General features: G+C 62.3%; 21 protein-coding genes and 1 pseudogene. 10 read left to right on the top strand and 12 right to left on the bottom strand.

Annotated features, from left to right (window positions below; genetic code table 11):
• Positions 1–318: pseudogene (locus G3480_RS17035) on the bottom strand (ISL3 family transposase); the annotation flags it as partial.
• 305 nt (positions 319–623) lie between these two features.
• On the opposite strand from G3480_RS17035, the gene G3480_RS17030 reads away from it, so the two are divergent.
• Genes G3480_RS17030 through G3480_RS17020 form a run of 3 tightly spaced genes read left to right on the top strand, consistent with a single transcriptional unit; the run spans position 624 to position 3,669 of the window.
• Positions 624–1,979 (top strand): KGGVGR-motif variant AAA ATPase, encoded by a 1,356-nt coding sequence (locus G3480_RS17030; RefSeq protein ID WP_164655089.1) that lies wholly within the window; start codon positions 624–626, stop codon positions 1,977–1,979.
• A 3-nt stretch (positions 1,980–1,982) separates the two neighbouring features.
• Entirely contained in the window at positions 1,983–3,452 is a 1,470-nt protein-coding gene (locus G3480_RS17025; protein WP_164655088.1) for a hypothetical protein, read from the top strand.
• Positions 3,433–3,669, top strand: a complete 237-nt coding sequence (locus G3480_RS17020; protein ID WP_164655087.1) for a hypothetical protein — start codon at positions 3,433–3,435, stop codon at positions 3,667–3,669. Before G3480_RS17025 ends, G3480_RS17020 begins: the two co-directional genes overlap by 20 nt.
• A gap of 106 nt (positions 3,670–3,775) precedes the next feature.
• On the opposite strand, the gene G3480_RS17015 is transcribed toward G3480_RS17020, so the two are convergent.
• The 3 genes from G3480_RS17015 to G3480_RS17005 form a co-directional block, all read right to left on the bottom strand.
• Positions 3,776–4,567 (bottom strand): bestrophin-like domain, encoded by a 792-nt coding sequence (locus G3480_RS17015; RefSeq protein WP_164655086.1) that lies wholly within the window; start codon positions 4,565–4,567, stop codon positions 3,776–3,778.
• A gap of 45 nt (positions 4,568–4,612) precedes the next feature.
• Positions 4,613–7,774, bottom strand: coding sequence for a DEAD/DEAH box helicase (locus tag G3480_RS17010; RefSeq protein ID WP_164655085.1), 3,162 nt, complete (start codon positions 7,772–7,774; stop codon positions 4,613–4,615).
• A 356-nt stretch (positions 7,775–8,130) separates the two neighbouring features.
• Positions 8,131–8,547, bottom strand: coding sequence for a DUF302 domain-containing protein (locus G3480_RS17005; protein WP_164655084.1), 417 nt, complete (start codon positions 8,545–8,547; stop codon positions 8,131–8,133).
• Positions 8,548–8,812: 265 nt separating this feature from the next.
• Between G3480_RS17005 and G3480_RS17000 the strand changes: the two genes are divergently transcribed.
• On the top strand, positions 8,813–9,556 hold the full coding sequence (locus tag G3480_RS17000; protein ID WP_164655083.1) for a (Fe-S)-binding protein: 744 nt from the start codon (positions 8,813–8,815) through the stop codon (positions 9,554–9,556).
• A gap of 127 nt (positions 9,557–9,683) precedes the next feature.
• Here the strand turns inward: G3480_RS17000 and G3480_RS16995 are convergent, their stop codons facing one another.
• From G3480_RS16995 to G3480_RS16980, 4 genes are all read right to left on the bottom strand, one after another.
• Positions 9,684–10,136: a DUF302 domain-containing protein gene (locus G3480_RS16995; protein WP_164655082.1), complete on the bottom strand. Its 453-nt coding sequence runs from the start codon at positions 10,134–10,136 to the stop codon at positions 9,684–9,686.
• A gap of 70 nt (positions 10,137–10,206) precedes the next feature.
• Positions 10,207–13,134 carry a sensor domain-containing protein gene (locus tag G3480_RS16990; RefSeq protein WP_164655081.1) on the bottom strand — a complete coding sequence of 976 codons (2,928 nt, stop codon included), beginning with the start codon at positions 13,132–13,134 and terminating at the stop codon, positions 10,207–10,209.
• A gap of 429 nt (positions 13,135–13,563) precedes the next feature.
• Positions 13,564–14,370, bottom strand: a complete 807-nt coding sequence (locus G3480_RS16985) for an HAD-IIB family hydrolase (RefSeq protein ID WP_164655080.1) — start codon at positions 14,368–14,370, stop codon at positions 13,564–13,566.
• 92 nt (positions 14,371–14,462) lie between these two features.
• Entirely contained in the window at positions 14,463–16,217 is a 1,755-nt protein-coding gene (locus tag G3480_RS16980; protein WP_164655079.1) for an alpha-amylase family protein, read from the bottom strand.
• A 249-nt stretch (positions 16,218–16,466) separates the two neighbouring features.
• Here G3480_RS16980 and fliW point away from each other — a divergent pair, with 249 nt between their 5' ends.
• Together fliW and G3480_RS16970 are read left to right on the top strand one after the other, a co-directional pair.
• Positions 16,467–16,895: a flagellar assembly protein FliW gene (gene fliW / locus G3480_RS16975; RefSeq protein ID WP_164655078.1), complete on the top strand. Its 429-nt coding sequence runs from the start codon at positions 16,467–16,469 to the stop codon at positions 16,893–16,895.
• A 238-nt stretch (positions 16,896–17,133) separates the two neighbouring features.
• Positions 17,134–18,498, top strand: coding sequence for a mechanosensitive ion channel family protein (locus G3480_RS16970; RefSeq protein WP_338114160.1), 1,365 nt, complete (start codon positions 17,134–17,136; stop codon positions 18,496–18,498).
• A gap of 111 nt (positions 18,499–18,609) precedes the next feature.
• On the opposite strand, the gene G3480_RS16965 is transcribed toward G3480_RS16970, so the two are convergent.
• Complete coding sequence (locus G3480_RS16965; RefSeq protein ID WP_164655077.1) at positions 18,610–19,842, bottom strand: EAL and HDOD domain-containing protein; 1,233 nt, start codon at positions 19,840–19,842, stop codon at positions 18,610–18,612.
• A 221-nt stretch (positions 19,843–20,063) separates the two neighbouring features.
• Between G3480_RS16965 and G3480_RS16960 the strand changes: the two genes are divergently transcribed.
• Positions 20,064–21,053: a hypothetical protein gene (locus tag G3480_RS16960; protein WP_164655076.1), complete on the top strand. Its 990-nt coding sequence runs from the start codon at positions 20,064–20,066 to the stop codon at positions 21,051–21,053.
• Between the two features lie 55 nt (positions 21,054–21,108).
• Here G3480_RS16960 and G3480_RS16955 read toward each other — a convergent pair whose 3' ends face one another.
• Positions 21,109–21,399, bottom strand: a complete 291-nt coding sequence (locus tag G3480_RS16955; RefSeq protein ID WP_164655075.1) for a hypothetical protein — start codon at positions 21,397–21,399, stop codon at positions 21,109–21,111.
• Between the two features lie 64 nt (positions 21,400–21,463).
• Positions 21,464–22,756, bottom strand: a complete 1,293-nt coding sequence (locus tag G3480_RS16950; protein WP_164655074.1) for an OmpP1/FadL family transporter — start codon at positions 22,754–22,756, stop codon at positions 21,464–21,466.
• Between the two features lie 655 nt (positions 22,757–23,411).
• Here G3480_RS16950 and G3480_RS16945 point away from each other — a divergent pair.
• From G3480_RS16945 to G3480_RS16935, 3 genes are all read left to right on the top strand, one after another.
• On the top strand, positions 23,412–24,323 hold the full coding sequence (locus tag G3480_RS16945; RefSeq protein WP_164655073.1) for a LysR family transcriptional regulator: 912 nt from the start codon (positions 23,412–23,414) through the stop codon (positions 24,321–24,323).
• Positions 24,324–24,745: 422 nt separating this feature from the next.
• The gene (locus G3480_RS16940) at positions 24,746–25,144 is read left to right on the top strand and encodes a hypothetical protein (protein ID WP_164655072.1); all 399 of its coding nucleotides are present in this window, start codon (positions 24,746–24,748) and stop codon (positions 25,142–25,144) included.
• A complete protein-coding gene (locus tag G3480_RS16935; RefSeq protein WP_164655071.1) occupies positions 25,141–26,217 on the top strand; it encodes an AI-2E family transporter in 1,077 nt (358 codons plus the stop codon). The genes G3480_RS16940 and G3480_RS16935 overlap by 4 nt, the downstream gene beginning before the upstream one ends.
• A gap of 95 nt (positions 26,218–26,312) precedes the next feature.
• Here the strand turns inward: G3480_RS16935 and G3480_RS16930 are convergent, their stop codons facing one another.
• On the bottom strand, positions 26,313–26,570 hold the full coding sequence (locus G3480_RS16930; protein WP_164655070.1) for an FmdB family zinc ribbon protein: 258 nt from the start codon (positions 26,568–26,570) through the stop codon (positions 26,313–26,315).
• Positions 26,571–26,807 lie beyond the last annotated feature (237 nt).

The following is a 26,807-nucleotide window of genomic DNA, read 5'->3' as shown; positions in this document are numbered from 1 at the left end:
CTTGGTCAGGCGGCTGCGCGGCGTATACCAGTCCAATGTCTGCGTGGTCGTCGGTCGATCCTCGCAGCGCGGGCAACCGTAACGCTCAGGGCGCAGGACAATGAAGACCTGATGACCAAACATCGGTAAATGACGCAGGCTGATCTCCTCACCTAAGGCGAAAAAATCCTCGATCCAGGCTCCACAGCAATGGCAATGGCAACCCTTCTTGGTACTCGTGACGTAGATCTTCAGCACATTGCCTTCCTCGAAGACAACACGCTCAATGGCAATGTCAGAGAGACCAATAGCGTGACGAAATTGCTCAGGATCGATCATGCGAAGACTCGTGAATGAAACGGGCTCGAATAGGCTTCGAGCATGGGAAGATAGGTAAGTTGTTGATAAATATTGTATCGCACACTACTTGAGATCCGGAAGAGCCAGCATTTCCCGGAGTTGCGCGGCCTTGCGCTTCAATCCATCAGGGGGCGCGCGGCTGGCCCCGTGCGCGCGCTGCTGGAACGCGACAACTTCATGCAAGCTTGGGATGTGAGGATGCGTTACGCTCCGAATGGCTCGATCGACGAGCAACGCGCGAAGCGTTGGCGCCAGGATGCCGATGCGGCTATCGGGTGCCTGCTATGATGACCACGCAAGCTGCGGAGACCATTCGCTTCGATCAAAGTCTTGAGGTCTTCGCTGCCACCGTCGCGACAACGCTTGGGGCCAAGGCACTCGCCGCCGGCCAAGTGCTGCGCGACGCATCCGGGCGTCTCGCCTTCATCAGCGATACCAATCTGCCTGAGGCATCCATCAGGGCCGCAACCGAAGCATTGGCGGCGCGACTGCCCACCTATTGCCGCACTGGTCGAATCCTGCTCACACCGGATCACCCAGGCGTTTCCTCAGTATTGAGCTGTGGACGAGGTTACCTAGAAGCGCTTGAAACACCGCTAGGCCGCGTGCCGGTCCGCGTGATCGAGCAACGCATTGTCGGGCAAGACTGGCTCGAAGCGCCGTCCCCATCCGTCTTGCCGCCAGCCCCAGCCCGGGTTGTCTTCGCAAGCCTCAAAGGTGGCGTCGGTCGCTCGACGGCACTCGCCGTCGTAGCCGCGGATCTCGCCCGCCGTGGAAAGAAGGTCCTGGTGATCGATCTGGACCTAGAGGCACCCGGAATCGGCGCCATGATGCTGACATCAGAAGCGCAGCCCCGTTTCGGCCTGCTTGACTGGTATGTCGAGCGGTCACTCAACGGCGTCAACCACGCATTCTTACTCGACATGGTGGCACCGAGCGACTTTGGCGCCGGACGCGGACTCATCGAAGTAGCACCCGCCATCGGCGCGACCGGGCGCCAGTATCCGGCCAATGTCCTTGCCAAGATCGCCAGAGCCTATCTGGATCAGCCATCGGATGAGGATGGCACCCTGAGCTTTCTCCACCAGACCCGTGCATTGGTCGATGACCTTGCTGGCCTGAAGCACTATGACGCCATCCTCATCGATGCCCGAGCCGGACTCAATGAAACGACTGCGGCAGCCATTCTCGGACTCGGAGCTCAGGTGCTTCTGTTCGGTGAAAACACACCCCAAACCTTCGCCGGCTATCGCTACCTGCTGGCGCACTTGGCACGTTTTCCGCGCAACGAGGAAGACGATTGGCTCTATCGCCTGCGCATGGTCCACGCTAAAGCGTCTGCGGACGCCGACAAACAGCAGGCGTTCAGAGACAAGGCCCACAGCCTGTTTCAGGAGTACCTCTATCGGGACCTCCCACTTCCGGACGAAGAGGGACGACCTTCGCCAGACACCTCGCTTCCCGAGGTGTCGCTCGATGATCCGGAAGCACCTCATTTCGCCTGGCCGGTCTTCCGAGACTCCAACTATTTCGAGTTCGATCCCTTCGCCGAGCCTGCGCAATTGACGCCGGCACGCTATGCGCGAACCTATCAGACCCTGACCGAGGGGATCGATGCTTACCTGAGTTCCGAAGGCTGAATCATGGACGAGCCCGTTCGCATCCTGCGCACCGCCTTGGCCGAGCTGACGCCAGCACCAAGCCATGACGCTACCAGTCCTCCGGAGTTGACGAAAATCTATGCCCCGGAAGGACATGAAGCGGCACTCGACCCAGAGCGGGTCATGGTGATCGGCGGACGGGGAACCGGAAAGAGCTTCTGGTCAGCGAGCCTGCTCAACAACGAGACACGCGCTTTTGTGGCGCGCAGCTACCCACGCTTGCGGCTGGATCAGTACAACGTGGCGCTGGGATTTGCCGGGGTCGACACCGGATTGGACGGAGCACCCAATAGCGAGGTATTGGACGAGTTGATCGATCGGGACGGATTCGACCCAGTCAAGGTCTGGCGTGCCGTCATCCTGCGCGGAGTGTCGCACTTCGTACCATTGAACATACCCGAGAAGCTCGGCGGACAGAATGGCTTAGTGTCCTGGGTCAACGCGGATGCAGAGCGAGCACAAGCCATGCTGCGACAGGCTGACGACACCATTCTGGCGCAAGGACGTCGTCTGCTCATCGTCTTCGACGCCCTTGATCGCCTAGGTAGCAATTGGCAAGACATCAGGGAGCGCAGCAAGGCTCTGCTTCGAACCGCCTTGGCGATGCAAACCTATCGCGCCATCAGGCCCAAAATTTTTCTGCGGGTGGATCAAGCAGAAGACCGCGGATTGGCGGCCTTCCCGGATGCGTCCAAGCTCTTGAGCAAGGGCGCCCGGGTCGATCTGACCTGGGAGTGTCGCGACCTCTACGGGTTGCTCTATACGCTCTTGGCCAATGACCCCAATGCGAAGCCCCTATTCTCGCGACTCGTCCAAGGCGCGACTGGAATTGACCTTGCCGATGTCGCCCAAGAGGGACTGCCAACCTCGCTCAAGGATCAGGAGCCTAAACAGGAAGCCGTCTTCGTGATCCTCGCGGGACACTACATGGGAGCGAGCAAGACCAAGGGTCGCACCTATAGCTGGCTTTACAAGCATTTGTCAGATGGGTTCGGTCGCGTGAGTCCTCGCAGCTTCCTGGAGGCGCTACGCAGTGCGGCCAGTTATCGCGGCATGCCCCCTGACTCGCGCTTGGTGATCAACCATAAAGGGATTCAGGCCGGAATTCAGGCCGCATCCGATCTGCGCCTGCAGCAACTCAAAGAAGAGTATGGCTGGATCGAGGCCATTCTCGAGCCTCTAGCTGATCTGAGAGTCCCGTGCCCGGAGGATGATATCCGATCTCGCTGGCAAGAAGCAGGAACCCTCACCGCGATGCGAGAAACCGATCAATCCTATCTGGAGCCGATCGAATTCAGCGAGCCGGGCGACGATCGACTCATTGCGCTGCTTCGCGCGCTCATTCGCATCGGCGTCGCGGAACGACGTTCGGACGGACGCATCAATGTACCTGATATCTACCGCGTCGCAGCAAAGCTGCTCAAGAAAGGGGGTGTCAAACCGAACCGCTGATGCGCTGTTCAAGACACGGCAGAGCGTCGACATCGATCGTTTCGAAGGCGCGATGAACATTCTGCCCGCCAAGTCGCTGCCATGCCGGGCGCCAACGCCACGCAAGCAGGACAAGACGCCCGAAGCAGCCGTCCAGAAGGAGCGCGACAAGCTCGCGGAGCACGCCGCCGCGATCGGCAATTTAGAGGCTCAGCGGGTGAAGATCACCGCACTCTAAAGAACAAAGCCGCGGCATCTGGCGGCCCTCAAGCGGGGGCGGTAAGACACCCTGCTTCCAAGACAAGAGTGCCTGAAGTCTTTCGCACTCGCGGCGCTCTTACTGCTCAACCGCTCTTTCCAGGCTCAAGACTCTCACGCAGTTCGCGCATGAAGACGTCCGTCGAGTCCAGTGTAATGAACCCCAGACGCGGGAACTCGAAGTCCAGGATGAAGTAGAGCGTTGCCGAAATGAGCGCAGCAAAGACGATCGTGTGTAAGCGATTGGGATGTTTCACGCCTGCCTGACCGTAGCCCGCCAGCAAAGCGGCCAGCATCGCCAGGACGATCAAGAACCAAACGACTCCCGGGTGGACATGCATGCGGGCTGACGCGAGACGCGCCGTGGTCAGGTCGAAGGTCTCGTTCAGAGGCGGCAAGAGAAGGCTCGCAACATGGGGGCGACCGTCGCGATTCGCTGCCGAGATCGCAAGCGCCCAGAGTTCGTTTTGCAGACCCTGCAGCTCCGCAGCGATCTCCAGCGCGGTGCCCTCGTCGCGAGCCTCCTCGACAAGCCTGATCACCCCATCCACATAGCCTCGCATCAGGTCGCGAATCTGTGGCTGGTCATCGACCGGCAAAATGTCCAACCGCATCCAAGCCGTACCCATAGCGTTGACATGCTCGACCACCAAGTCGCGGCGATGCTCGAAGCGCGACGCCGCACCCGTAAAGGTAAAGGCGAGCAGCAGACCGAGAAGCGCGAAGACCGCCCCCTCAACCGCCCCCGAACTCAGCTTCCCGTCTCGACCGACACGCCTGAGATGCTGCTCCCCAATCACGCGACCAACATACTGAGCGCCGATCAGTAACAACAAAAGCCCAAAGGCCAATAGGGCAGACTGCGCCACCTGACTCATTGCGACCAAGCTCCATGATGGATGAGGACGGGAATAGACATCGAGTTAGCCCTGCGCCGAGATTGCCACGAAGGTTGACACGTCCTCGATCAGCGTCTCAAGCAGCTCCTGCGGCAATGCTTGCCCTCCCTGGGCGAGCGCCACGGCACGCATAAGTAAGGCCGCATCGTCCGCTGTCAAGGCCCCAGTCGGCAGCGCTTCGGCATAGAGCCAGACGCCCACCTGCTGCGCGGCCGGCGGGTCTTCGCGCCCGGCGCGATGCGCTGCTGCGGCAAGCAGGGCCGTGAGGAGAAGCTCGGCGGCGGGACCAGGACAGGACTGCCGCGCCAGGAGGGTTGCGGCCTCCAATCCCTCGCGCGCACGACGCAGCAGGGGATGCTCGGCCGGCGGCTCGAAGGACGCCGTCTCGGTCTCAAAGACGGACTCGGCATCGGCGACGGGTGACGCGGTGCCGAGACGGCCCAAGCTGGCGAGCGTGCGACAGTCGATCAAGGCGAGGGGCACCTGCTCGAGCAGACCCTCGATGGCCGCGTCGTCGTCCTGGCTGACGCGATCCAGCACCACGAGCAGACCACGACTCTTGCCAACCCCGTCATCGCGCTTCTGGAGCAGGATGCGCGCGATCCGCGCACCGAACCGCTGTTGCAGCTCCAGGATGCACTCCCGCACGACCTGATCCGAACCGTTGCCGCGCGCAACCGGCTGGCTCGATTCTCCGGTGATGGATACCAAGGCCGCGGCTGATTCAGCCGTGTCGGGCTGAGTCGTCTCGGTCGAGGTCGCAACAGGCTCCGTCGTGGCGGCCTCCGGCTCCACCTTCGCATCGGCCAGGTCATCGGCCAAGACCTCCGCCAGCCGCTTGGAGACGCTGACGACATCCTCCGTGGCGTTCGGATCGACCACATTATCGAAGAGGTGACGCTTGCCCTGGACCAGCTCGAGCACACGCTCCTCATAGGAGGATGCCGCGACGAGCAGCACTGCCTGCACCTTCTGGCGCTGTCCGAGCCGATGCACCCGGGCGATGCGCTGATCGAGCACTGCGGGATTCCAGGGAATGTCCAGATTGACCAACACCGCAGCGTTCTGCAGGTTGAGACCAGTGCCGCCGGCATCCGTCGAGATGAACACCTGGATCGCATCATCGTCCCGAAAACGGTCCATCAGCTCGCCGCGCTTGTGCGTGGGCACGCCGCCATGGAGCCGGACGCTACCCAGGCCCATGCGTCGAATGCGCCGCTCCACCAGCTCGGTCATCCGCTCCCACTGCGAAAAGACGACGGCCTTGAGTCCGGCCATGCGGCAGAGTTCATCCAGGATATTCTCAAGCTCATCCAGCTTGGGCGCGCCCTCGGTCTCCTTGTCGACCAGACCCGCCGCGTTACAGGCCATCCGCGCGCGTTGCAGCGCGGCCATCATGCGGTTCTGCTCGCTCGGCGTCAGGGGACGGCGCTTCATGATCTGCGCCAGCATGGTGGCGGCCTGCAGAGCATCGTCGTGGATGGCCTGCTGCGCCTCGGTCATGGGCACGTCGATACGCTGGACGATGCGCTCCGGCAGCTGATCGCGCACCAGAGAGCGGTCACGCCTGAGCATGGCGGTCGCGAGCCTGCGGCGCAGCTCGGAGAGATTGCGATAGCCCAGGACCTTGCCGCGCTCGTCCGTGATGTGAAAATCGACCATGTAGCGCCAGAGCGGACCGAGGACGCGGGCGTCGACCACCTGCATCAGGCTGTAGAGGTCTTCGAGTCGATTCTCGAGCGGCGTACCCGTCAGCACGAACGCGTAACGAGACTGGATGCGCTTGACCGCGTTGGCGATCTTGGTGCGCCAGTTCTTGATGCGCTGCGCCTCGTCCAGGATCAAGAGGTCCGGACAGAGTTCGGCATTGATCACGCTGTGATCGCGCATCACCAACTCGTAGTTCACGACGTAGAAACCACGTCCCTGGCGATACTGCACAGCGCGGGCGTCGACCGGCCCCTGAATGACGTGGGCCTCGGTATCCGTGAACTTGGCAATCTCCCGCGCCCACTGCTGCTTGAGCGAAGCGGGACAGACAACCAGCACGCGTTCGACGCCGTCGTAGTTGTGCAGCCAGTAGGCGGCAGCGATGGCCTGGAGCGTCTTGCCCAGCCCCATGTCGTCCGCAAGCAGGGCGCGCCCACGCCCGGCAAGGAAGGCAACGCCTTCCACTTGGTAGGGATAGAGCCGCGCGGCGATCCCCGGCAGCCGCCCGCCGCCGGCTCTGATGCGGCTGCCGATCTCGTCCGCACGGATCGCGCGGGCGGCGTCTTCCGCGAGACGGCGGCTGAAGTCCAACGCATCATCGCCGACCAGCAAGTCCCCTCGATCCTTGACCTGCTCGGCGAAACGCAGAAAGTCGTCTGGAATCCTGAGCCGGAACCGGCCTTCGGCGTCGAAATGCTGCTGAAGAATGGGATTCAGGTCCACTACGGTCGGCTCGGCGCCGCGATGCAGCCGAATCAGAGGAGCGTCCTCGCACTCCCAATCAAGGTAGACGTAAGCGACAGGAGCGCCCTGTCCCTTGAGGCTCGCATAGTCCTTGCGCTTGCGCATCCGATGCAGCACCGCCTCGATATGCTTGCAGGTACCCAGCTCATTGGTGGCAAAATCCGGGCAAGTGCAGTAATTCGCACGCCGCACCAAGGAACGGATGTGGACGCGGTAACTGACCGGAAAGTGCGTCGTGGATTGCAGTGAGCGGGCGGTCCAGAGGCCGAAGCCCGCGCCCTCGGCGCCTTCGGAGATGGGCTCGACGCGAACCTCGGCGCGTGCCTTGAGGATGCGCTCCTCAATGGCCGTCTGGGCAGCGTCCGCGAGCTGCTGAACATCGCCCTGCCCCTTGGAGTAAGCGAAGAGGGCCGCTATGGCATGGACGCACAGGCGAGCGCCGCCATTACCCGCTGCCTGGCAATCGCAGCCTGCCAAGATGTCGCCGCCGGCATCGACCGCGATCTCGACCTGGAGCTTGTCCCCGGAGCCCTCGTCCTCGACCTCCGCCCACAGACCCTCGTCACCCCGATCCAGGGCGGTCACGCGATGCTCGTTGCTGTGCCTGAGCGCGGCACGCACGACCGCCGCATCGGCGAGACGCTCGAGCTGCTCCGTATCCAGCAGGAGCGGATCCGCGCCGGATGCATTCTGAGTCTGAGCGCCGCTGTCGTTGGAGGAAAGTTGGGTCATCGTGGCTCCTGATCGCCGTTGCCGGTCAAGGATGGGCGCGGCGGCCGAAAAGCGATCATGGCCCGCGCCCCTCTATTCTACCGACAGCGACGACAGAATCATCCGTGCTGCCCCCTTGCGTTCACGCCTGCGTTCTTCAAGTGTTGCAACGCACTCAAAGCACGCGAGGGCGTCGATCATCGTTTCGGCCAGTCGTCTCCTGCCAGTGCCAGTCGTCTCCCGGAGTGGACAAGCGCAGCGCAGTCCACCAACGCCGACGCGGGATTCGGTGGACTTCGCTCTCGCTCGTCCACCCTACCGGTCCAAATGACGATCAAGGCCCACGCGAGCGAGGACAGCGCCTCGACGCGACGGCGTCACTTCGCCTCGTCGATCATCGAGCGGATCTTGGAGAAGGTTTGAGCCAAGGATGCGGGGAACTCGGCATCCTCGGGGACGATGTCGGCGATGTCATCGGCGCCATAGCTCATATAGCGCACCTGAGTCTTGCCCGCCTTGGAGAAGACCATGACGAACTTCGGCATCAGCACCGCCCGCTCCGGGTTGAAGGTCAGGCTCTTGTCGGCCTTCGTCGGCTTGCAGATCTGAATCATGTGGAGATCGAAATCGTCCGCCACCTGCCCGCCATGCGCCCTGAAGGTCGTCTTCATGTCCATGGTGTCGGCGTTGTTCACGACAAAGGCGTTGTCTTCCACGATCTTCTTGAAGTCGCTGACGAACTGCGGGACGCTCTTCTCGCTTTCGACCGCGTAAAGATCCTCGTTTCTCTTCATGATCTACACCTTGCTACAAGATTAAGGGCCAGACCGCTCCGCCAATCGCCGAGCCTTTCGCAACGCACTCGAGGACAAGCGTGGCGCGGCCATTGATGAAATACCGCATCAGTATGCTCGGAAAACGATAGCACCCACCGTGACCGGGACGACAGGGCAATTGTCAACCAACAGAGGGCGAACAGCGCTACTTAAGGTCTTGTACCAACGCTCGAATCCTCGTCAAATCACCGCAAGCCTCCCACGGACCGAGCACGCATTAGCCATGAGCAAGCCAGAAAGGGTTCTCTTCTTCGGCACCTGCCTTGTCGATCTCAACAACCCCGAAGCCGGACTCGCCGCCATGCGGTTGATCCAGAAGGCCGGCGTGCAAGTCCGCTTCCCGCAGGGACAAACCTGCTGCGGCCAGCCCGCCTACAACGCAGGCTATCGCGATGAAGCCAGACGCGTCGCCCGCCTGCAGATCGAGGCACTGCAGGGCAGCGAGCCGGTCGTCGTCCCCTCGGCGTCATGCGCGGGCATGATGCGCAACCACTATCCGCGGCTGTTCGAGGGCACGCCGGATGCACCGCGCGCCAAGGATCTGGCGAATCGCGTCGTGGAGCTGTGCGACTTCCTCGATCGGGTCCTAGCGATTGAACTCGCGGATCACGGCCCGCCGCTGCGCGTGGCTGTGCATCACTCCTGCTCTGCCAGGCGTGAGATGGGGGTTGCGGACTCCGCCGCCGCCCTGCTGCGTCGCCTCGAGAACATCACGGTTGTCGAGCCGGACCATGCCGAAGAATGCTGCGGCTTCGGCGGGACCTTCGCGCTCAAGGAGCCGGAGATCTCGGCGGCCATGGCAACCGACAAGGCGAGCGCGATTGCGGCGACAGCTGCGCCGATTTTGGTCAGTCAGGATTGCGGCTGCCTCATGAATATCGGAGGGACTGCGGAGAAGGCCGGATTTGAACTGAAAACGATGCACATCGCCGAGTTGCTGTGGGAGCGCACCGGCAAGGACGTCTGAACCAGATGCGATCGGTCGCGGTATCGGCGAATCGCGATCGAGCGGCCATCCCGCACTGGACGCCGGATCGGTCGCCAGCCGGGCTCAAGGCACCCGCGAGTGTGACTGCCTCAAGCCCTTTTCCAGCCTATTCGCCCACGGCCGCCTCAGCCACCCCCGACAGCGCCTTGCTCAGCTTGCCAATGACAGCGCAATCGGGCACTCCGTGGCGCGCCCCGATGTCGGCCGGTTCGTTGTAGCCGAGCCAGACCTGGCCGTCCGCGTCCTGCCAGACCAAAACCTTGAGCGGCAGGTCGATCGCGACGGTCTGGGCGCATTCCATGAAGGGCGTGCCGCCCTTGGGATTGCCGAAGATGAGGAGTTCGGTCGGCCGCAGCGACTTGCCAACGCTGGCCGCGCCAGCGGCATGGTCGATGCGGGCGAAGACTTTGAGACCACGTTCGGTGACAAGGTGCTCGAGCCGATCCATGGTCTCTTCGGCGCTATAGGGACTCTCTAGAGCGCGCAGACCATCGACGGCAATCGCAGTCGTTGCGACGAGCAAACCAAGGACGAGGGTCAGGGTGCGACGGATCTTCATAGGACTTCTCCGAGTTTCCGGATCGGTCCAACCAAGATGCGGGGTGATCGCGCTCTGGCAAGCCTTGAACTCACATAAGGCAACCGAATTGCGTCCAGTCCGCTGGGGCACGATAGGCGTCGAGCCAGGCATCGACCGCTTCCGCCGGCATGGGCGCGGCGATACCGAAGCCCTGGGCCAGCTCGCAGCCTAGGTGCAGCAGACGGACCCCGTGGTCGACACCCTCGACACCTTCGGCAATCACCTCCCGCCCGAACGCCCGGGCCAGACCGATGGCGCCCTCGACGATGTCACGATCTTCCTGGTCGATCAGCATGTCGCGCACGAAGGAGCGGTCGATCTTGAGCACCCTTGCGGGGAGACGCCGGAAGTAGGTCAGCGAGGAATAGCCGGTCCCGAAGTCATCCAGGGCAAAGGAGACACCGAGCAGTTCCCCCTGAAGGACCACGGACCCGACTTGCTCCAGGCCGTCCAAGGCGGCGCTCTCGATGATCTCGAGCACCAGCGTCTTGGGCCGAAGACCAGGCTCACTCCGCACCAAGCGGGCGATATCCTGCATGCAGCCTGGCGTCATCAGGGTGCGCGCCGAGATGTTGATGTGCAGCTTGAGCGGTCGCCCGGAGCTGTCCCAGCGCCTGTAGTCGCGCAAGGCATGCTCCAGCACCCACTGGTCGAGCCCATGGATGAGTTCGTTCGACTCGATATCAGGGAGGAAAGCCGCCGGCTCGAGAAGACCGCGCTCCGGGTGTCTCCAGCGCACCAGCGCCTCGAAGGCCTGCACGACGCCCGAGCGCATGTTCAGGATCGGCTGGTATAAGAGCCTGAGTTCATCGGTCTCGATGGCCCGGCCGATGCTGAGCAGCCGCTCACCATTGGCGACGGCGAGTCGGTCCTCCTCCGGCGCGAAGAACTCATAGGTATTGCGCCCGTGCTGCTTCGCCAGGTACATCGCATGATCGGCGTGCCGCAGCAGGGTATCCGCATCGCCATGATCGTCCGGATAGAGGGCGACACCAATGCTGGCGGAGATTGGCTGCGGCTGCGACTCGATCAAGGTCCGCTCGCTCAGCATTTGCAGAATGCGCTCCAGCGTTTGCGCGCAGACCTCTAGATTGCTGAGGCCCACGAGTAAGAGCGCAAACTCGTCGCCACCCCAACGCGCAACCGTGTCACCCGGCCGAACGCTGACGCTGAGCCGCTCCGCGACCACCTTGAGGAGCAGGTCGCCCACCTCATGGCCGAGCAGATCGTTGACCGGCTTGAAGTTGTCGAGGTCCAAGTAGCAGACCGCGATCTGCGTATGCTCTCGACTCGCCACCGCCATCGCCTGCTGCAACCGGTCCTGGAGCAGCCGGCGATTGGGCAACCCGGTGAGCTGGTCGTGATAGGCAAGGTTTTCGAGGCGCTTCTGGCTGTCCCGCAACGCCTGCTCGGCGAGTTTGCGATCCGTGACGTCGCGGTAGATCGAGACCAGGCTAGCGTCCGGCAGGCGATAGACAAAGTTCTCGACCCAGTGATCCACACGCTCATCCTCGTAGCGTGCCATGGGAAGCACCTCCGGGGTACCCGTGCGATACACCCGCTGCAGTACCCCGAAGAGCCCCATGCGATCGACACCGGGGAACACCTCGCGCACGCTCTTGCCGATGACCGAACTGGGCTCGAGCGCGCCGAGTCGCATCCCGGCCGGGTTGAGCGCTGTAAAGACGAAATCTCGGCCATCGTCGACAGCGCGATACACCGCCAGCCCGTCGGCCATGTTCTCAACCAGCGCACGATAGCGCATCACGGCATCCTCCAAGGCCTGCTCACTGGCCTTCTGGTCCGTGATGTCCTGGCCCGCGGCATAGAGGAGACCGGCCTCAGGCATCGTGGTGGCTGCCCAGGCAATGGTGCGGATGCTGCCATCTTTGCAGCGGTAGCGGTTCTCGAAGTGACGGCTGTCACGCCCTTTGACGACCTTTCCCATATCGTCAAGCGTCGACTGAACGTCCTCCGGGACGATGAAATCCAGAAAACGCCGCCCGATCAGCTCATCCTCCGTATAGCCGAGCTTCTCCGTCCAGGCTCGATTGACGCGACGGATGGTCCCGCTCAGGTCGGAGATCACGAAGAGGTGCAAGGACAGCCCGAAGAAGCGATTCCGCTCGTCCTCGGCAAGCTTGTACTGGGTGACGTCGCGCGCCACCCCCGCCATGCTCAGCGCGCGCCCCTCGGCGTCGCGCACGGCGTCTCCGAAGGCGGCCAGCCAATGGACGGAGCCATCCGACCACAGCACGCGAAAATCGATGATGTGCGGCACCCCGTCTTCGAGGCAGGCACGCACACTCTCTCGCCAGGCCTCCAGATCATCCGGGTGGAGGCGAGAGACCACTTCATCGAGCGTGCCCCGGAAGCTGCCCGGCGCGAAGCCCCACAGTGCCTCCATCCCCTCAGAGCAGCGCACTTGCTGCGTATCCAGAGACCACTCCCAGATTGCGGTTCGCGACAGCGCCAGGGCCAGGGCCAAGCGCCGCTGCTCATCGGTATCCTGCGGCGCCTGACGCATCGACCCATCCCGAGTGACGTCCCGCGTCGCGCACAGAAGCCACTCGCCCCCGTCCAGGGGATGCTTCCAGAGACGTCCGCGCGCTCTCATCTCGCGCAGCGCCCCGTCATCAGGGCGGGCGATCGGATAGTGAAGATCAAAGGGCTCGCCCTGCTCAGAGGCCTGGCTGAGCGCAGCCTGAACTCGAGCCCGCTGCTCCGGCAGGATCAGCGCGATGAAGTCCGAGATGGAGACGGCACCTGGGACGAGCCCATGCATCTCAGACCACTCGCGCGTCGGATGCAGCTGTCCAGGCTCTGGCCGGGCGAGGACCCAGCCGCCGGCGCCCGCGAGCTGTAGAATAGGCTCGATCCAGCCGGCAGGACTGAGTGAGGACGCAGCGCTTTGTGTGGCGGCCTCATCAGCGGCAGGCTTGGGGCCTTGCTCCAGCGCTCTTCGTGTGTTGATCATGGGCACAGCAGGATGCTTCACTGGTCTTTGCGGCACGCATGCTCGCCTGCTCGCGATGAGCAGGCATCCAGCGAGGTCGTTGCGTCAGAGACGCTAGAACTTGCGTTGATAAAATCAGCTCAGGCCGAGCCAGTTGATGTCGAGCCCGATCAGCAGTTGTCGCGCTTGCGCGGAGACAAGTGTGCAAGACACCTTTAGCCAGGGACGCACGACAGGCTTTAAGCGGAATTCCTAGAGCGATGCTGAGGAAATAGGTCTGACGACCGTCGGTTCAAGCCCAGGGATGAAGTTGGAGATCGCGGAGGGGACGAAGGGTCGAGGCCGGCAGGCCGATCACGGTAGCGGTTGAGCAAAACGCTTGGACCCAAGGCGCGGAACGCTCGCGCGAGCGAAGGACTCGACGCCTGCCGTGCGCCGAGTCGCCCGCGCCTAGCTGAAGAGTCCGTAGTGATAGGCGCCCTCGATGACGCCGCTGGTGTAGTAGCCATTCAATCCCATGAAGTCGCCCTTGGCGAAGTAGACCTTGAGTTCCGGATTGTCGGCCATGGCCTCCCGAACCTTCTCGACGAGTTGGTCGTCGGCGTTGCGAACCAGGACCCCGGAGAAGCCTGCAGTCAGCGGGAAGATGTCGTTGCCGCTGTCGCCACAGAAGACGACCTCATCCTTGGGCGTGCCCAACTGCTCGGCGACGTACTCCAGCGCGGTTTGCTTGGTGGCGCTCTTGGGTAAGAAATCCAGCAATCCCTTGCCGTTTTGGGAATCGAAGCTATAGATGATGACCTCGTCGAAGCGGCCTTCGACGCGCTCATGGACCAGTTTCAGAATCTCTTCGTTGCGCGCATGATCCACGTAATAGCTCTGCTTGAAGGGATTCAGGTGCTCGGCCTCCTGCTCCCGCAAGCCCGCGATGTCCGCGACGGCGGCGCGCACGGCCGCGGCGTCCCAGCGCGGGCTGGCGCGCTTGACGTGCGCAACCCAGCCCTCGTCGAAGGCCCATTGATCCTGATCGAGTCGCCGGATGGAGGTCCCAACATCGCCAATCAAGTAGTCAGGACGGCGCACACCAAAGTCCTCAATGGCCCGCTCAGTCAGCGCCAAATTACGCCCGGTGACATAGACCAGGGTCACACCCTGCTCGCGTGTGAGCGCATTGAAGCGCTCGATCGCTTCCGGATCACCCTCCCAACGGCCGTTCGGCAGGAGGGTGCGGTCCAGGTCGGTCGCTAGGATCTTCATGGCTGGTCTCCAATTGAAAATGCCCCGTCCAGCCATCGCGGACCATGGCTGAGGGGGCGTTCGCGGGAAAGACTGGCTCGCGCTGACTTCGATCAGTCGAAAACGAAGCGATCTTGCAGACCGGACGGGGTCAGGTGCTCAACGCTGAAGCTGTGATCGCGCAGGTCAGCACGCAGGGTCGCGCGGTGGTCGTCGTGGCTCCAGCTGAGATGCAGCAGATGCGCCTCGCTCGGAATGATCTCGAGCCTGCCTTGGAAGGCTGGGGAGGTATTACGCAGGCGAATCAGCTTGAGCTGGTCTTGGACCACGGGCTTCTGCAGGCATTCTTCGACCTGCTCCAGCGACAGATTGGTCCGGTTGATCTCCTTGTGTCCAGCGGGACCGCCACGGTCTGCCGCAGCATAGTCGTTCTTGCCGGCGAAGAGATCCAAGTACCAAACCTGAGGGATCCCCGGCATGAAGAGCTGGATGGCGCGCGCCAGCAGAAGCTTGCGCTCATCCTCGCCCAGGGCACTGAAGAAGGTCGCGTTGACCTGGTAATAGGAGATCTTCTTGCCGTCCGGCCCGTAGAGGCTCTTGACCCGACCGCCGCGCTCAATGATGCGGCTCATCACGGCCTCGACATGGGCCTCGTCGAGCAAACCGGATCGCGCGGTGCCATTGATCTGCTTGCCGCCCAGGTCCAGCACCGGGATGCCGTCATGGCAGCCAAGCATGTTGATGGTCTGAATGCTTTTGGCCTGGATCTCACCAATCCAGTGCAGCAGGTGATCGCTCGCACCACGCTCGAGTGCGTCGATGACCAGCCCGGGGAAGAAGAAGTCGTAGATTGGAAAGCCCTTGCCGGCCACTTCCTCGTGAAGACCGCTGCCATACTCGGCATGGATCTCGGGGAAGACGATCAGATCGTACTTTTCGGCCAGGCCGCGCAGCCGATCCAGATAGCTCCAGGTCCCCGGACGGTTGAAGAAGTTGACCTCGCCCGGCTCTTTGTGAAGGTAGGCGAAGGCATCGAGCCGGATGATCTTAGCGCCATAGTCGCGCAGCTTGCGCAGGGTCTCGTCGTAGAAGTGCCAGACCTTCTCCGAACGGGCATTGAGGTCCATCTGCCCCAGGTAGTCGCGCTTTTGCTCGACGATTGAGATCACCCGATCCTTCAAGCTGGCGTAGCCGTTCAGATCTAGGGCACTGAGATCAGCCTTCTCGCGGATCGCGGCATTGACCATCCCGGCGAGCATCTCGGCATCGCCATCGGAGAGACCATCGATGTCCCTCAGGTCGGCGGGCGCGACCTCTTGGTAGCGGATCTCCTGATAGAAGGTATTCCAATAGGGCCGCTCCGAGCCGTCCGGGAAGCGCACCTTGAGGATGGGCGCGCCCGGCTTGCGCATGAAGAGCTTCTCGAGGTACTCGGGCTTGGGCATCAGGTGCCCGTCCTCTGTAGGCTCACCATGCTCCGCCCAGAAGGCGTTCCAGTCGATGAAAAAATCGCGGTATTCGGAGCCGTCGCCGTGCTGCAGGAGATCCTGAAACTGCGGTGAGCGGACAGAGAGGTGATTGAGGACGAGATCGAACTTGAAATTGATTTCGAGTCGGCTCAGCTCCTCGAGATCCTCGCGCGAGACGAGATCCGGATTGTGATCATAGTCGATCACGGAAAAACCGCGATCTAGATCACTATTGAAAAAGGTTGGAAGGATATAGAAGAGTGCAAAGGTCTTCTCGAGTTCGGGCCGCTGAAGCAGGGCGACCGTGTCGGACAACCGGCGGCCAATGCTGTCAGGGTATGCGTTCAGCATCACGCCATTCGGGAGCGATTGCTGAGATCCTTTGGTTCCTGTGCTCATTGAAGTGTCTCCCCCTGTTCGAGGGTCATTATGCACAGACTCGGCTTGGTTAAAAAGCCGAGTGGTCCAAGGCGTGATCCGCCTAACAGAGACTCGGGCCTGCGTAAAATTTACTTCAGAATACAAGCGTCGATAGCCGTCGCGCGCGCGGCCTCCTATACTGCCCGTGGCGCAGGAATCCGAGCACACTGACCGGCTGACACGCACTACTCGCGCAATCTTCCACTCACAGCGATGGAGCAAGGGATTATGACAGAGAAGACCAACCTCCTTTCCGACTCAGACCCTTTGAAAGAGGTCATCTTTCCCCGCGGCATTCCCGGATTCGAGGATCTGACCCGCTACCGCGTGCTTTACTCGGACACCGAGTCCGGGCGGGTGTACTGGATGGAATCGTGCGAGGATAGCGAGATCCGCTTCACCCTGGTCGACCCGACCTTCTACTCCCTCCACTACGTCCTCGAGCTGACGGACGACGAGGAGACCCTGCTCCAAGCCGAGACCCCGGAGGAGATCGTGGTCCTGCTGATGCTCTGGAAAGACGAGCAGCCGGATCAAGACAGCAAGCCGGGTCTGCACGCCAACATCGCCGCGCCCATCCTCATCAATGTCGAGAAGCGCATCGGCACGCAGAAATCGATCCCAAGCCCCAGGGTGGAGATGAGCATCTCGAACTAGGTCGGGGAGCAGACTCGGCACGGATCGAGATCAGGAGAGCGCGCTCATTACCGACCTCTTCGACGAGCTTGTTCAGGACAACTGGCAGGTCTTCCTCGGCGCCCTGGCCGTCTTCGTCGGCTGGCGCCTGAGCACCTGGCTGTTCAACGAAAGGCCGTTAGCGAAACGCCTGCCCGGTCTCGCCGCCCTGGTCGACCTGCTACTCCTCCCAAGCGCCGTGCTGGTGGCGGGTGCGCTCGTGCAGCTAGGCGCCGGTGCCCTCAAGCTGACTGAAGCGCAAGAGCCGCTGCGCTCTATCGCGCTGCTCTGCGCTCACCTGACCGCCGGCTGGGCACTGGCGCGCGCAATCGAGGTGCTGCTACTCAACCGTGCCGCCGAAGATGTCTCCGAGCGCATCCCGAAGATCGTCGTGGGCCTCATCTATGTCGCCATGATGCTCATCGGTCTGGCCACCTTTCTCTGGCAGCGCGGCTACGCCTTCACCGGCATTTGGGTCTCCACGGGCGTCGCCGCGGGCGTCCTCGGATTCGCCCTGCAGAGGACCCTGGGCGATCTCTTCTCCGGCATCGCGCTCGGCATGGAACGACCCTTTCGGCTCGGCGACTGGGTCGAGCTAAAGGACGGCACCCTGGGGCAGGTGATCGACCTCAACTGGCGCGCGACGCGGCTACGCGGCTGGGACAACGCGACCTATATCATCCCGAATGCCTCGATGGCCGGACAGGCGATCAAGAACCTTCACGACGACAAACATCTCTATGCGCCCTGGTATTTCGTGAAGCTCCCGGCCGAGGTCGAGCCGAGGTTCGCCAGCGCGCTCCTGCTCGAGGCGGCGCTGCGCTGCGAGAGCGTGCTCAAGTTCCCCTATCCTGTCGCGCGACTGGCGGATGCAACCACCATTCCCTACTCCTACATGGTCTGGGTACACCTCAGAAACTATCAGACCATGTTCAGGGCGCGCGAGGAGCTGTTTCGGGAGATTCATATCAGCCTGCAGAATGCGGGGATCGAGACGGCGCCCGAGGTGCATGAGCTGCGCACGCGCCGAGCCCGCATCACAACGGCTGAGCCGCCGAGCATTCGCCTGGCGCTCAAGAGCCTCGATCTAGGCGGCCTGTTGACCGAGGAAGAGCTAGATGAGGTCGTGGCCAGCAGCCGCTATTGCCACTTCGATAGCGGACACCGCATCCTGGGTGAGGGTGATGCCAGCGCGGCCTTCTACATCATCGCGGGGGGCCTGGTGGAGGCCTCGGTGACCCTGCGCAGCGGCGAGCACAAGGTCACGGAAACCCTGGGGCCGGGCGACTCCTTCGGCATCACTGCCATGCTGACGGAAGATTCGTCATTACTCGAGTTCGCAGCCAAGAGCGACGTCAACCTGATCCGCACCGACATCGAATGCGTCCGCACCCTCCTGAGCGCGCGACCCGAGCTTGCGGAGCACCTCGCGCAGATCGTCAAACGACGGCTAGACGCCGCCGAGGCCGTCTTGGCGGCCAGTCGGCGTAACGTGCGACGCTTAAGCCTGCGTGACATCCGTCAGCGGATCGAAGGGCTAGTGAGCCGACCGGGGCGCGGCGGCCCCAAGCGCCCTCCGCTCTAGGCAAGAACACCGATTCCAGGATCGCTGAGGATTGGGATAGGCGAAATTTGCGCTGGCTCACATTTCTGGCGCCCGCCGAGGTCCAGGCATCAGCAATCAGGGACCCCGCTATCAGGACGTGCTCGAAGCAGCGCCAGCAAGCTCGGCCTGGATCTCCTGAGCCCAAACGAAGGCCTCGATGAAATAGGTCGAGAGGACTTGTGCATCCAGCCCAGCGGGCAGATCGACGCCTGCCGCCTCAACCGACTCGATCTGGGCGGCACTTGCAAGGATCTGCCCGAGCGTGCCGGCGTGCCGCAGAATCGCGTCCTTCAGGGAGGCATCGAGCGGAAGGGGCGCGAGCGCGTCGGCGAGCGGCACACCCAGGATCTCATCGAGGCTGGAGAACAGGCCGACGGTGAAGAGCGCGTCCTTGAGGCTGGGGAGGTGACGCTCGCCGACCATCTGGCAGAAGCGCGCGAAGGTCAGCGAGCGGGTGAAGCTGTATGGGCTCTGGGATTCGAGGCTACCGAGCACGATGAGCGCGGCCCATTGCCGAATGGTGCGCAGGCCGACCAATGAGATGGCCTGCTTCAGGTTGTGAATGGGGCGACCCTGAGAGACGGCAACGTTGCCGAGGAAGCGCAATAACCGGTAGCTGAGGCTCACGTCCTGACTGATGAGCAGTTCGACCTCCTGCAGACTGATGTCGTCGTCCTGGAGCCGTGCCAGCATCTTCAAGGCCAGCAGCCGATTCTCCGGCGGCCGCTTGCCCGAGATGACACGAGGCCGCGCCAGGTAGAAGCCCTGGAAGAGGTCGAAGCCCATGTTCAGACACTGGACGAACTGGATGTTGCTCTCGACCTTCTCGGCGAGCAGGCGGGGGCGCCGCGGCCCGGGAATGGAGTCGAGCTTGGCGCGCATGGCGTCCTCGTCGTCGCCGAGCACGTCCAACTTGATGATAGTGCTGAGCGCGATCAGCGGATCCCAATTCGCTGCATAGACGAAGTCGTCCAGCGCGATCTCGAACCCGGCCCCGACCAATTTTTGAACCGCGACCACGAGTTCGGGCGTGACCTTCACGGTCTCGAGGATCTCCAGCACGACCCGCTGCGGCGGGAGGGTCTCGGTAAGGCCTCCGGCGAGCAGTCCGTCGGTCAGGTTGATGAAGAGCTTCTTGTCGCGCCCCAGGCGCTCGACGCCAATATCGGCGAAGGCGTTGATGATGACTTGCGAGGTTGCCGAATCACCGTCCAGCCCGCTGCCTGCGAGCCCGCCGTGCGCGTTTCGGAACAACAGCTCGTAGGCGACAACTTGCCGCTCACGGTCGAAAATGGGCTGGACGCCGAGAAAGGTATCAGTCATGTTGGATCACAAAGCAAGCGCACGGGAACCAAAGGCCTGACCAAGCGGCCAGGGCTCCATTATGGTCCAACATCCCTGTGACGCAATTATCCCTATGAAACAATCATCCCTGTGAAACAATCATCCCTATGAAACAATCATCCCTGTGCAACCATTCGTGATGCCACGCCCACAATCCGCGCGGCGCGCCAGGGAGCCGCGAGCATAACGGCAAGCGAGCCATGCCCAATCGCAAGGACAAGATCGAGGCGCGCTTGACCGGACTGAGATCGGCCCTCGAGACGGCCGCGCCGGACGCCCTGCAAGAGACCCTGACAGATGCCCTGCGCGACCCACACTGCCGCATCCTGACCCTGGCCGCCGAGGCCGTTGCGGAGCGCCTGCTCTACGCGCTGGAGTGCAAACTCATCCTTGCCTTTGAGCGTCTGGCCGAGCTGCCGCCGACCAAGGACCCGCAATGCATGGCGAAATCCGCGCTGGCGCGGGCCTTGGTCACGCTGGACTGCTCGGACGTCGGCTTCTATCTCAGGGGCATGCATTTGCGTCAGCTGGAGCCGGTATGGGGCGGCAGCCTGGATACCGCCGTGGACATTCGCCTGAGCTGCGCCGCCGGTCTGGTTGCCACCAGTTTCGCCCGTGCCTTGCCCGAGCTGGCATTGCTCCTGGGCGACGCCGAACCACAAGTGCGCTCCGGCGTGACTGCCGCCATCGCCTGTGCCGAGCCCATCGCGGCCGAGGCGGTTCTCCGCGCCAAGGCGGTTGCCGGCGACGCCGAGCCCGAGGTCACTGGCGCCTGTCTGAGCGCCCTGCTGCAGGTCGCGCCCGAGACATCGGTCGACTTCGTTGACCGTTTTCTGAACACGGTTGGCACGGCCGAGCATGAACTCGCCGCATTAGCGCTCGGCGAGAGTCGATTGGATAGGGCCCTGGACGCGCTGAAGGCGCGCTGGGATAGCGCCCTCTACAAGGGTGCGGCTGAGCAGCATCTGCTGCGAGGAGCCGTGCTCCATCGCAGTCAGGCCGCATTCGACTGGCTGGTCTCGATCATCGCGGAGGGCGAACCGCGTCACGCCGAGTCCTTGGTGCGCGACCTGGCCATTTATCGCAGCAATGAGCGGCTCCTGACCCAAGTCCGCGCGACTGTATCCAACCGCGCGGACAAGGACTTGGCAGCAGCCTTCGAGCGCTATTGGATCGGCTCGCGGCACTGACCGGCCCAGATGCCGCCATAGCGCCCCCAAGCCAGCGCCGGCGGGCGCTTTCGGGCTAGGGCACTTCCCGCCGCTGCTCGGCGTCGAGTGCTTCACGTCGAGGCCCCGCATCGAGGATCTCGTCGGGCTGCTCGGCCCCCAAGACCTCTTCGCGCGGCGCAGCCTCCAAGACCTCCTCACGCGGCGCGGCGTCCAAGACCTCGACAGGCTGATCTGCGTCCAGGACCTCATCACGACCTTCATCCATGTCGGCGAGCAGGTTCATTGAGGTCGTCAGCAAGATGACTCCCAGCGCGGTCTTAGACTTCAGCGCGCTGATCAAGCGGGTCTTGTGGGACAAGTACATGGTCTCGGCTCCTTAGGGTCAAGGGTGTACTTGGTGCATCCCTGCACCAGAGAAGCCTCTGAGTTCAGAAGGTCTTAGTGATCTGCAGGCCCACGAGGTGGGCGTCGAAGGAGTAATCACCGTTGAGCGCGGTGGTCCCATTCAGATCGGACCCGGTGTAGGCAGTGCTGCTGCGGTACTCGCGGTCCGCAGCTGTGACATACATGTAGGCGGCCTCGAGACTGTAGCCCTGCCCGAGTGACTGCGCCAGGCCGATACTGAAGAGATGGCGATCATTGTCCGGGACGCGCGCGCTGAAGTGGTCGTCGGACTGCCCCGTCTCGTCATAGGCGTAGCCGAAGCGCAGCTGGGTCTGGGGTTGCACCTGGTAGGTCACACCGAGTCGATAGGCATTGGAATCGTCCCAATCGTTCTGGTCGGCGAAGATCACCACCCCGGTATTCTTACCCGTGACCTTGAGGTCGTTGAAGGAACTCCAGCCGGTCCGCGTCACATCGACCTCGACGGCGAGCTGTTCATTTACCGCATAGCGCGCACCGAGCTGCAGCCGCCAGGGCAGATCGAAGTTCACCTCTGCCTGCTGAGCGGGTTCCAAGCGCTGGAGATAGACCAGCGTCTGACTGAGTGGCACATAGTCCCCAGTGACGTCCACCGTTGCACTCGAGCGATAGGAGGCACCGAAGCTCCAGGGGCCTTCGCGGTAGAGCGCACCGAGATTGAAGCCAAGCCCAGTGCCATCGCCTTCGAGTGATCCAGCGGTCGAGCCGAGCTTCGCGGTCTTGGTCCAGTAGATGTCCAGTCCAGCGGACAGGCTCAGGTTGTCGTTGACGCGATAGGTTCCTGTCGGGCTGAAGTCCAACACTTCGAGTTGGCTCGACGTCGGATGACCAAGCGGGACCTCGGGATTGAGCGGAGCAGGGACAGGCAGGGTGCGCGTGCCGCTCACGGCGGGGAAGGTCCCATCCTCCCAGCGTGTTTCCAGGCCGAAGGGCGTGGTGATGCCGAAGCCCAGGCGCCAAGAATCATTGAGCTTGATGGCCGCCTGGATCATGGGCAGGGCGACCCACTCCGCCCCCTGACTATCGTGACTGCCCGAAGCGGTCTCGACCGAGAAGTTGGGGTTGATCAGCACCGTACCCACCGCGATGCTCGATGCTTCGTGAAATCCCATGGCGGCCGGATTGTAGGCGAAGGCGCCGACCTCCTCTGGGTTGGCGACCAAGGCGTTGGAGGTGCCGACGCCGGCGACGGAAGCTTCGGGAAGCATGAAACCGGCACCTAATGCGGTGTTCTGAGCCCCGAAAGCACCGGCTGCGATCAGCAGTGCGACGGAGCGGGCGACCCTGTGATTCATCATGTGGAGATTCCTTAAGAAAACGATTCTGTAGACGCAGGTGCATGGCCTGCGAACGATCCTGTCCGACTGTGCCCACACTGCAACATGCAAAGGCTGGCCGCTTCGAGAGGCGGACGACACTCAGGAGCAGGCTGACTCACTTGAGCATCGCCGAGTCGGGCGACGCCTGACTCATTTGATGGTGGGAGAGACTCACTCAGGGCGCCCCGCTCCAACGGCCGCGCGGCAACATCGAGCTGGACCCAAGCGTGTCGATCCGCCGGTGGCCTCGACCCCAGGAACGACCATCATCCAGCTGCGCTCGGACCTCGATAGGCCGCCGAGAACTCTATGACATGGCGTGAGCCGATTCCATCCTTTGTTGCGGGTATTTGTCATGTCGGCGAAAAGTCACAGGCCGTCGACTTGGATTGTGCTTGCCTGAGTCGGGCCGGAGCCCCTGGCCTCAACACCTATCGGTTTCCCGAAATCAACCGGAACAGCCGCTCCAAGCCTGCGTAGCCAGGCCATCCTGGCCTGGTTTGCCAGGGCTGGAAGCCCTGGCTGCATAAAACCGATAGGTGTTGAGGCCCCTGGCCGCTGGGCTAGGTCGTGATAAGCGGTCTGTGATATAAGGATTTTCTATTTGGTCATACACTCGAGAGCGACATCTGGAATGGCCGATCGCAGACTGCAGGTGTTTCATACCGTCGCGCGACTCCTAAGCTTTACCAAGGCTGCGGAAACGCTGCACATGACGCAACCAGCTGTCACCTTTCAGGTTCGACAGCTTGAGGAGCACTTCAACACACGCCTGTTCGATCGCACACACAACCGCATCAGCCTAACCGAGGCCGGGCGTGTCGTGTATGAGTCATCCGAGCGCATCTTCGAGGTCTACGCGGAGATGGAGAACGCGGTCCGCGAGATCACCGGCGAGATCAGCGGCGCGCTGGCCATCGGCGCCAGCACCACCATTGCCGAATACATGCTCCCCACCCTGCTCGGCGACTTCAAAGAGCGCTACCCCGAGGTCACTGTCCACCTCAAGGTGTCCAACACCGAGGGAATCGTCTCCATGGTGGAGAGCAACGCCATCGACCTGGGTGTGGTCGAGGCCCCAGTGTCGAACAAGAACCTGGTCGTGGAGGTCTGTAAGCAGGATCAGCTTGTCGCCATCGTCCCGCCGAATCATCCGCTCGCGACGCTCGAGGAGATCGAGGTCCCTCGCTTGCTGGAATTCCCCTTCATCTGTCGCGAGGAAGGCTCGGGCACGCGCGAGGTCATCAGCGACTACCTTCAGGTTCAGCCCAGCTGCAACACCGCACTCAAGATTGCCATGGAACTGGGCAGTCCGGAGGCCATCAAAGGGGCAGTCGAAGCCGGAATGGGGGTCTCAGTGGTGTCCAAAACCACCATTCAGAAGGAGCTTAGGCTCGGGACACTGGTCGCGCTCCAGCTCAACCCTCCGCTCGACCGCCCCTTCTCCTTCGTCCATCAGAAGCAGAAGTTTCGGCTGCACGTCATGGAGGAGCTACTAGAGTTCGCACGTGAGTATTGCCGCACGCAGCGCGAAAAGGCGGCTTAGAAAGTGTCCATCGACAACTTCTCCCCTTTCGCAAAGGGCGGCTCGGGGGGAATTTAGGGCGGCATCGCTCGCATCGGGAAACAATTGATGGGCACTTTCTCAAGGCTCAGTAACGATTCAAAAATAAGTTATACAACTTAATTAATCTATATAAAACTGCAACCTATTGTTTTATAGCTATATTTTTGTTAAAGCAAAATTCATGCAAAAGAAAACATAAATATTGAATCGTTACTCATCGCCATCAACAGCCCAGAACCTGCTCGGCCCGCAAGAGTTGCATGCGTCAGGATAGGAACCTCACGCAAAGACTGTCGACACATCTCAAGGTATCATCCCGCTTCCACGGGCCGGACCAGCTGAAGAATCGGCGCCGGTCATCCATCTGAGCCAAAATGCTCCTGAAGCCCGAGTAAGCCAGCGTGCTGAGCCATCCCTCCGAGTCCGCAGACGAGCGGCGATTGATCAAGCGGTTTCGCAAGCTCACTGAGGCCGACCGCCACACATTGCTCGCATTCGCGGATTTCCTCGCGCAGCGCGAGGCGCCCGCACCGACGATGCCCAAGGTCCCTCAAGAGCCTACCCCTGCGCCGCGGCCAGAGAACGAGTCGGTCGTCGGCGCCATCAAACGCCTGTCGAAGACCTATGAGATGCTGGAGCGCGACGCCTTGCTCAATGAGACCTCGGCGCTGATGTCGGCGCACGTGCTCCAGGGTCGCGGCGCGCCCGAGGTCATCGACGAACTCGAGGCAGTCTTTGCCCGTCACTATTCGGAATACCGCAGCAAGCTCGGCTCGGAAGGCGAGCCCCGTCCATCATGAACATCGTCGCAAACTGGTTCCAGCGCAATCTCTCTAATCCGCAGATCGTCTACCTCGCGGCGCTACTGCTCGCCGGCTTCGCGGTCGTCCTGACCATGGGTGACATGCTCGCCCCCGTGCTGGCGAGCATCGTCATCGCCTATCTGCTGGAGGGCTTGGTTGGCCAGCTCGAACTGCGCGGCGTGCCGCGGCTTGCTAGCGTCATCCTGGTCTATGTGGTCTTCCTGGCCTTCGTGGTCACCGTCATGGTCGTCGTCATGCCGCTGCTGTCACGGCAAATCACGGAGCTGGTACAGCAACTCCCGAACATGGTGTCGGAGGGCACCCGGGTGCTCATGGATCTGCCCGAGCGCTATCCGGAGATCGTCACCCAGGCCCAGGTGGACGAGGTCATCGCCTCGACACGGGCGGAGGTGGTCAATTTCGGCCAGCACGTCCTGTCCTGGTCGCTGGCCAGCGTCGTCAGCGTCATCACCATCATGGTCTACCTGATCCTGATGCCGATCCTCGTTTTCTTCTTCATGAAGGACAAGGGGCTCATCCTGGGCTGGTTCCGCCAGCGCCTCCCCAGGCATCACGGCATCGCCGGTGATGTCTGGAAAGACGTCGACCGGCAAATCTCCAACTACGTGCGCGGCAAGGCGTGGGAGATCCTCATCGTCTGGGCGGTGAGCTATGTGACCTTCTCTGCCTTCGGGCTCAAGTACGCCATGCTGCTGTCGCTGCTGGTCGGCCTTTCCGTCATCATCCCTTACATCGGGGCCGCCGTTGTAACCGTGCCGCTCTTGCTCGTGGCCTGGTTCCAATGGGGCTGGTCATCGCAATTCGCCTGGCTGACCGTCGCCTACGGCATCATTCAGGCGCTCGACGGCAACGTGCTGGTCCCGCTGCTCTTCTCCGAAGTGGTCAATCTGCACCCGATCGCCATCATCGTCGCCATCCTCGTCTTCGGCGGCCTCTGGGGCTTCTGGGGCGTCTTCTTTGCGATCCCGCTCGCGACCCTGGTCCAGGCGATCCTGACCGCCTGGCCAGGGAGCAACCTAGAGATCGCAGCACCGACCACGACAGATTAGCGCAGCGACAAGGGACGGTGAGATCCACCAAAAGAAACGCCCTGCCAGAGGATGCTCTGGCAGGGCGTTTCTCTTGAAACCGACTGCGGACCCTCTCAGTTGAGGCCGCACATACCGCCCGAGCAGCAGCTCCCGGTCGGACAGGCCGGCGCGCTGCCGCTACCCAAGCTGGAGCTGGTGATGACATTGCCGCCGGTCGCCAGGCGATGCACGGGCGCATCCGCAGGGGTGTCGCCGGGCTCGAGCTGAGCCCGCTCGCAAAGCTCGCCCCAGCTCGCAAGCGTCTCGCTCATGCGGTGGCTCACCTCAATCACCTGACCATTGGCATCACAGCGATAATCATAGGTTGGCATCTTGTCTCTCCATCGAATATCGATAAACGCTAATGTGCGCAATTATAGGCGAGCGGATGCCGCACGCAAAGCCCAGCATGGCGCGCGGTTATGCCCGTCCGCCGCCGTTGCGAATAGGGGCCTCGATTATCCTATGGTCCAACCGCGCGGTCGGTGGGAGCGGGCGCCCCCCCCCGGCCGGCGCGGCGCTACGCGGGGGGCGCCGCCCCCCGGGATTCAAAAACACACCGCCCCCCG

The sequence above is a fragment of the Thiorhodococcus mannitoliphagus genome (assembly GCF_010915725.1).
GTDB classification, from domain to species: Bacteria; Pseudomonadota; Gammaproteobacteria; order Chromatiales; family Chromatiaceae; genus Thiorhodococcus; species Thiorhodococcus mannitoliphagus.
This window is presented reverse-complemented; position numbering and strand designations above follow the sequence as displayed.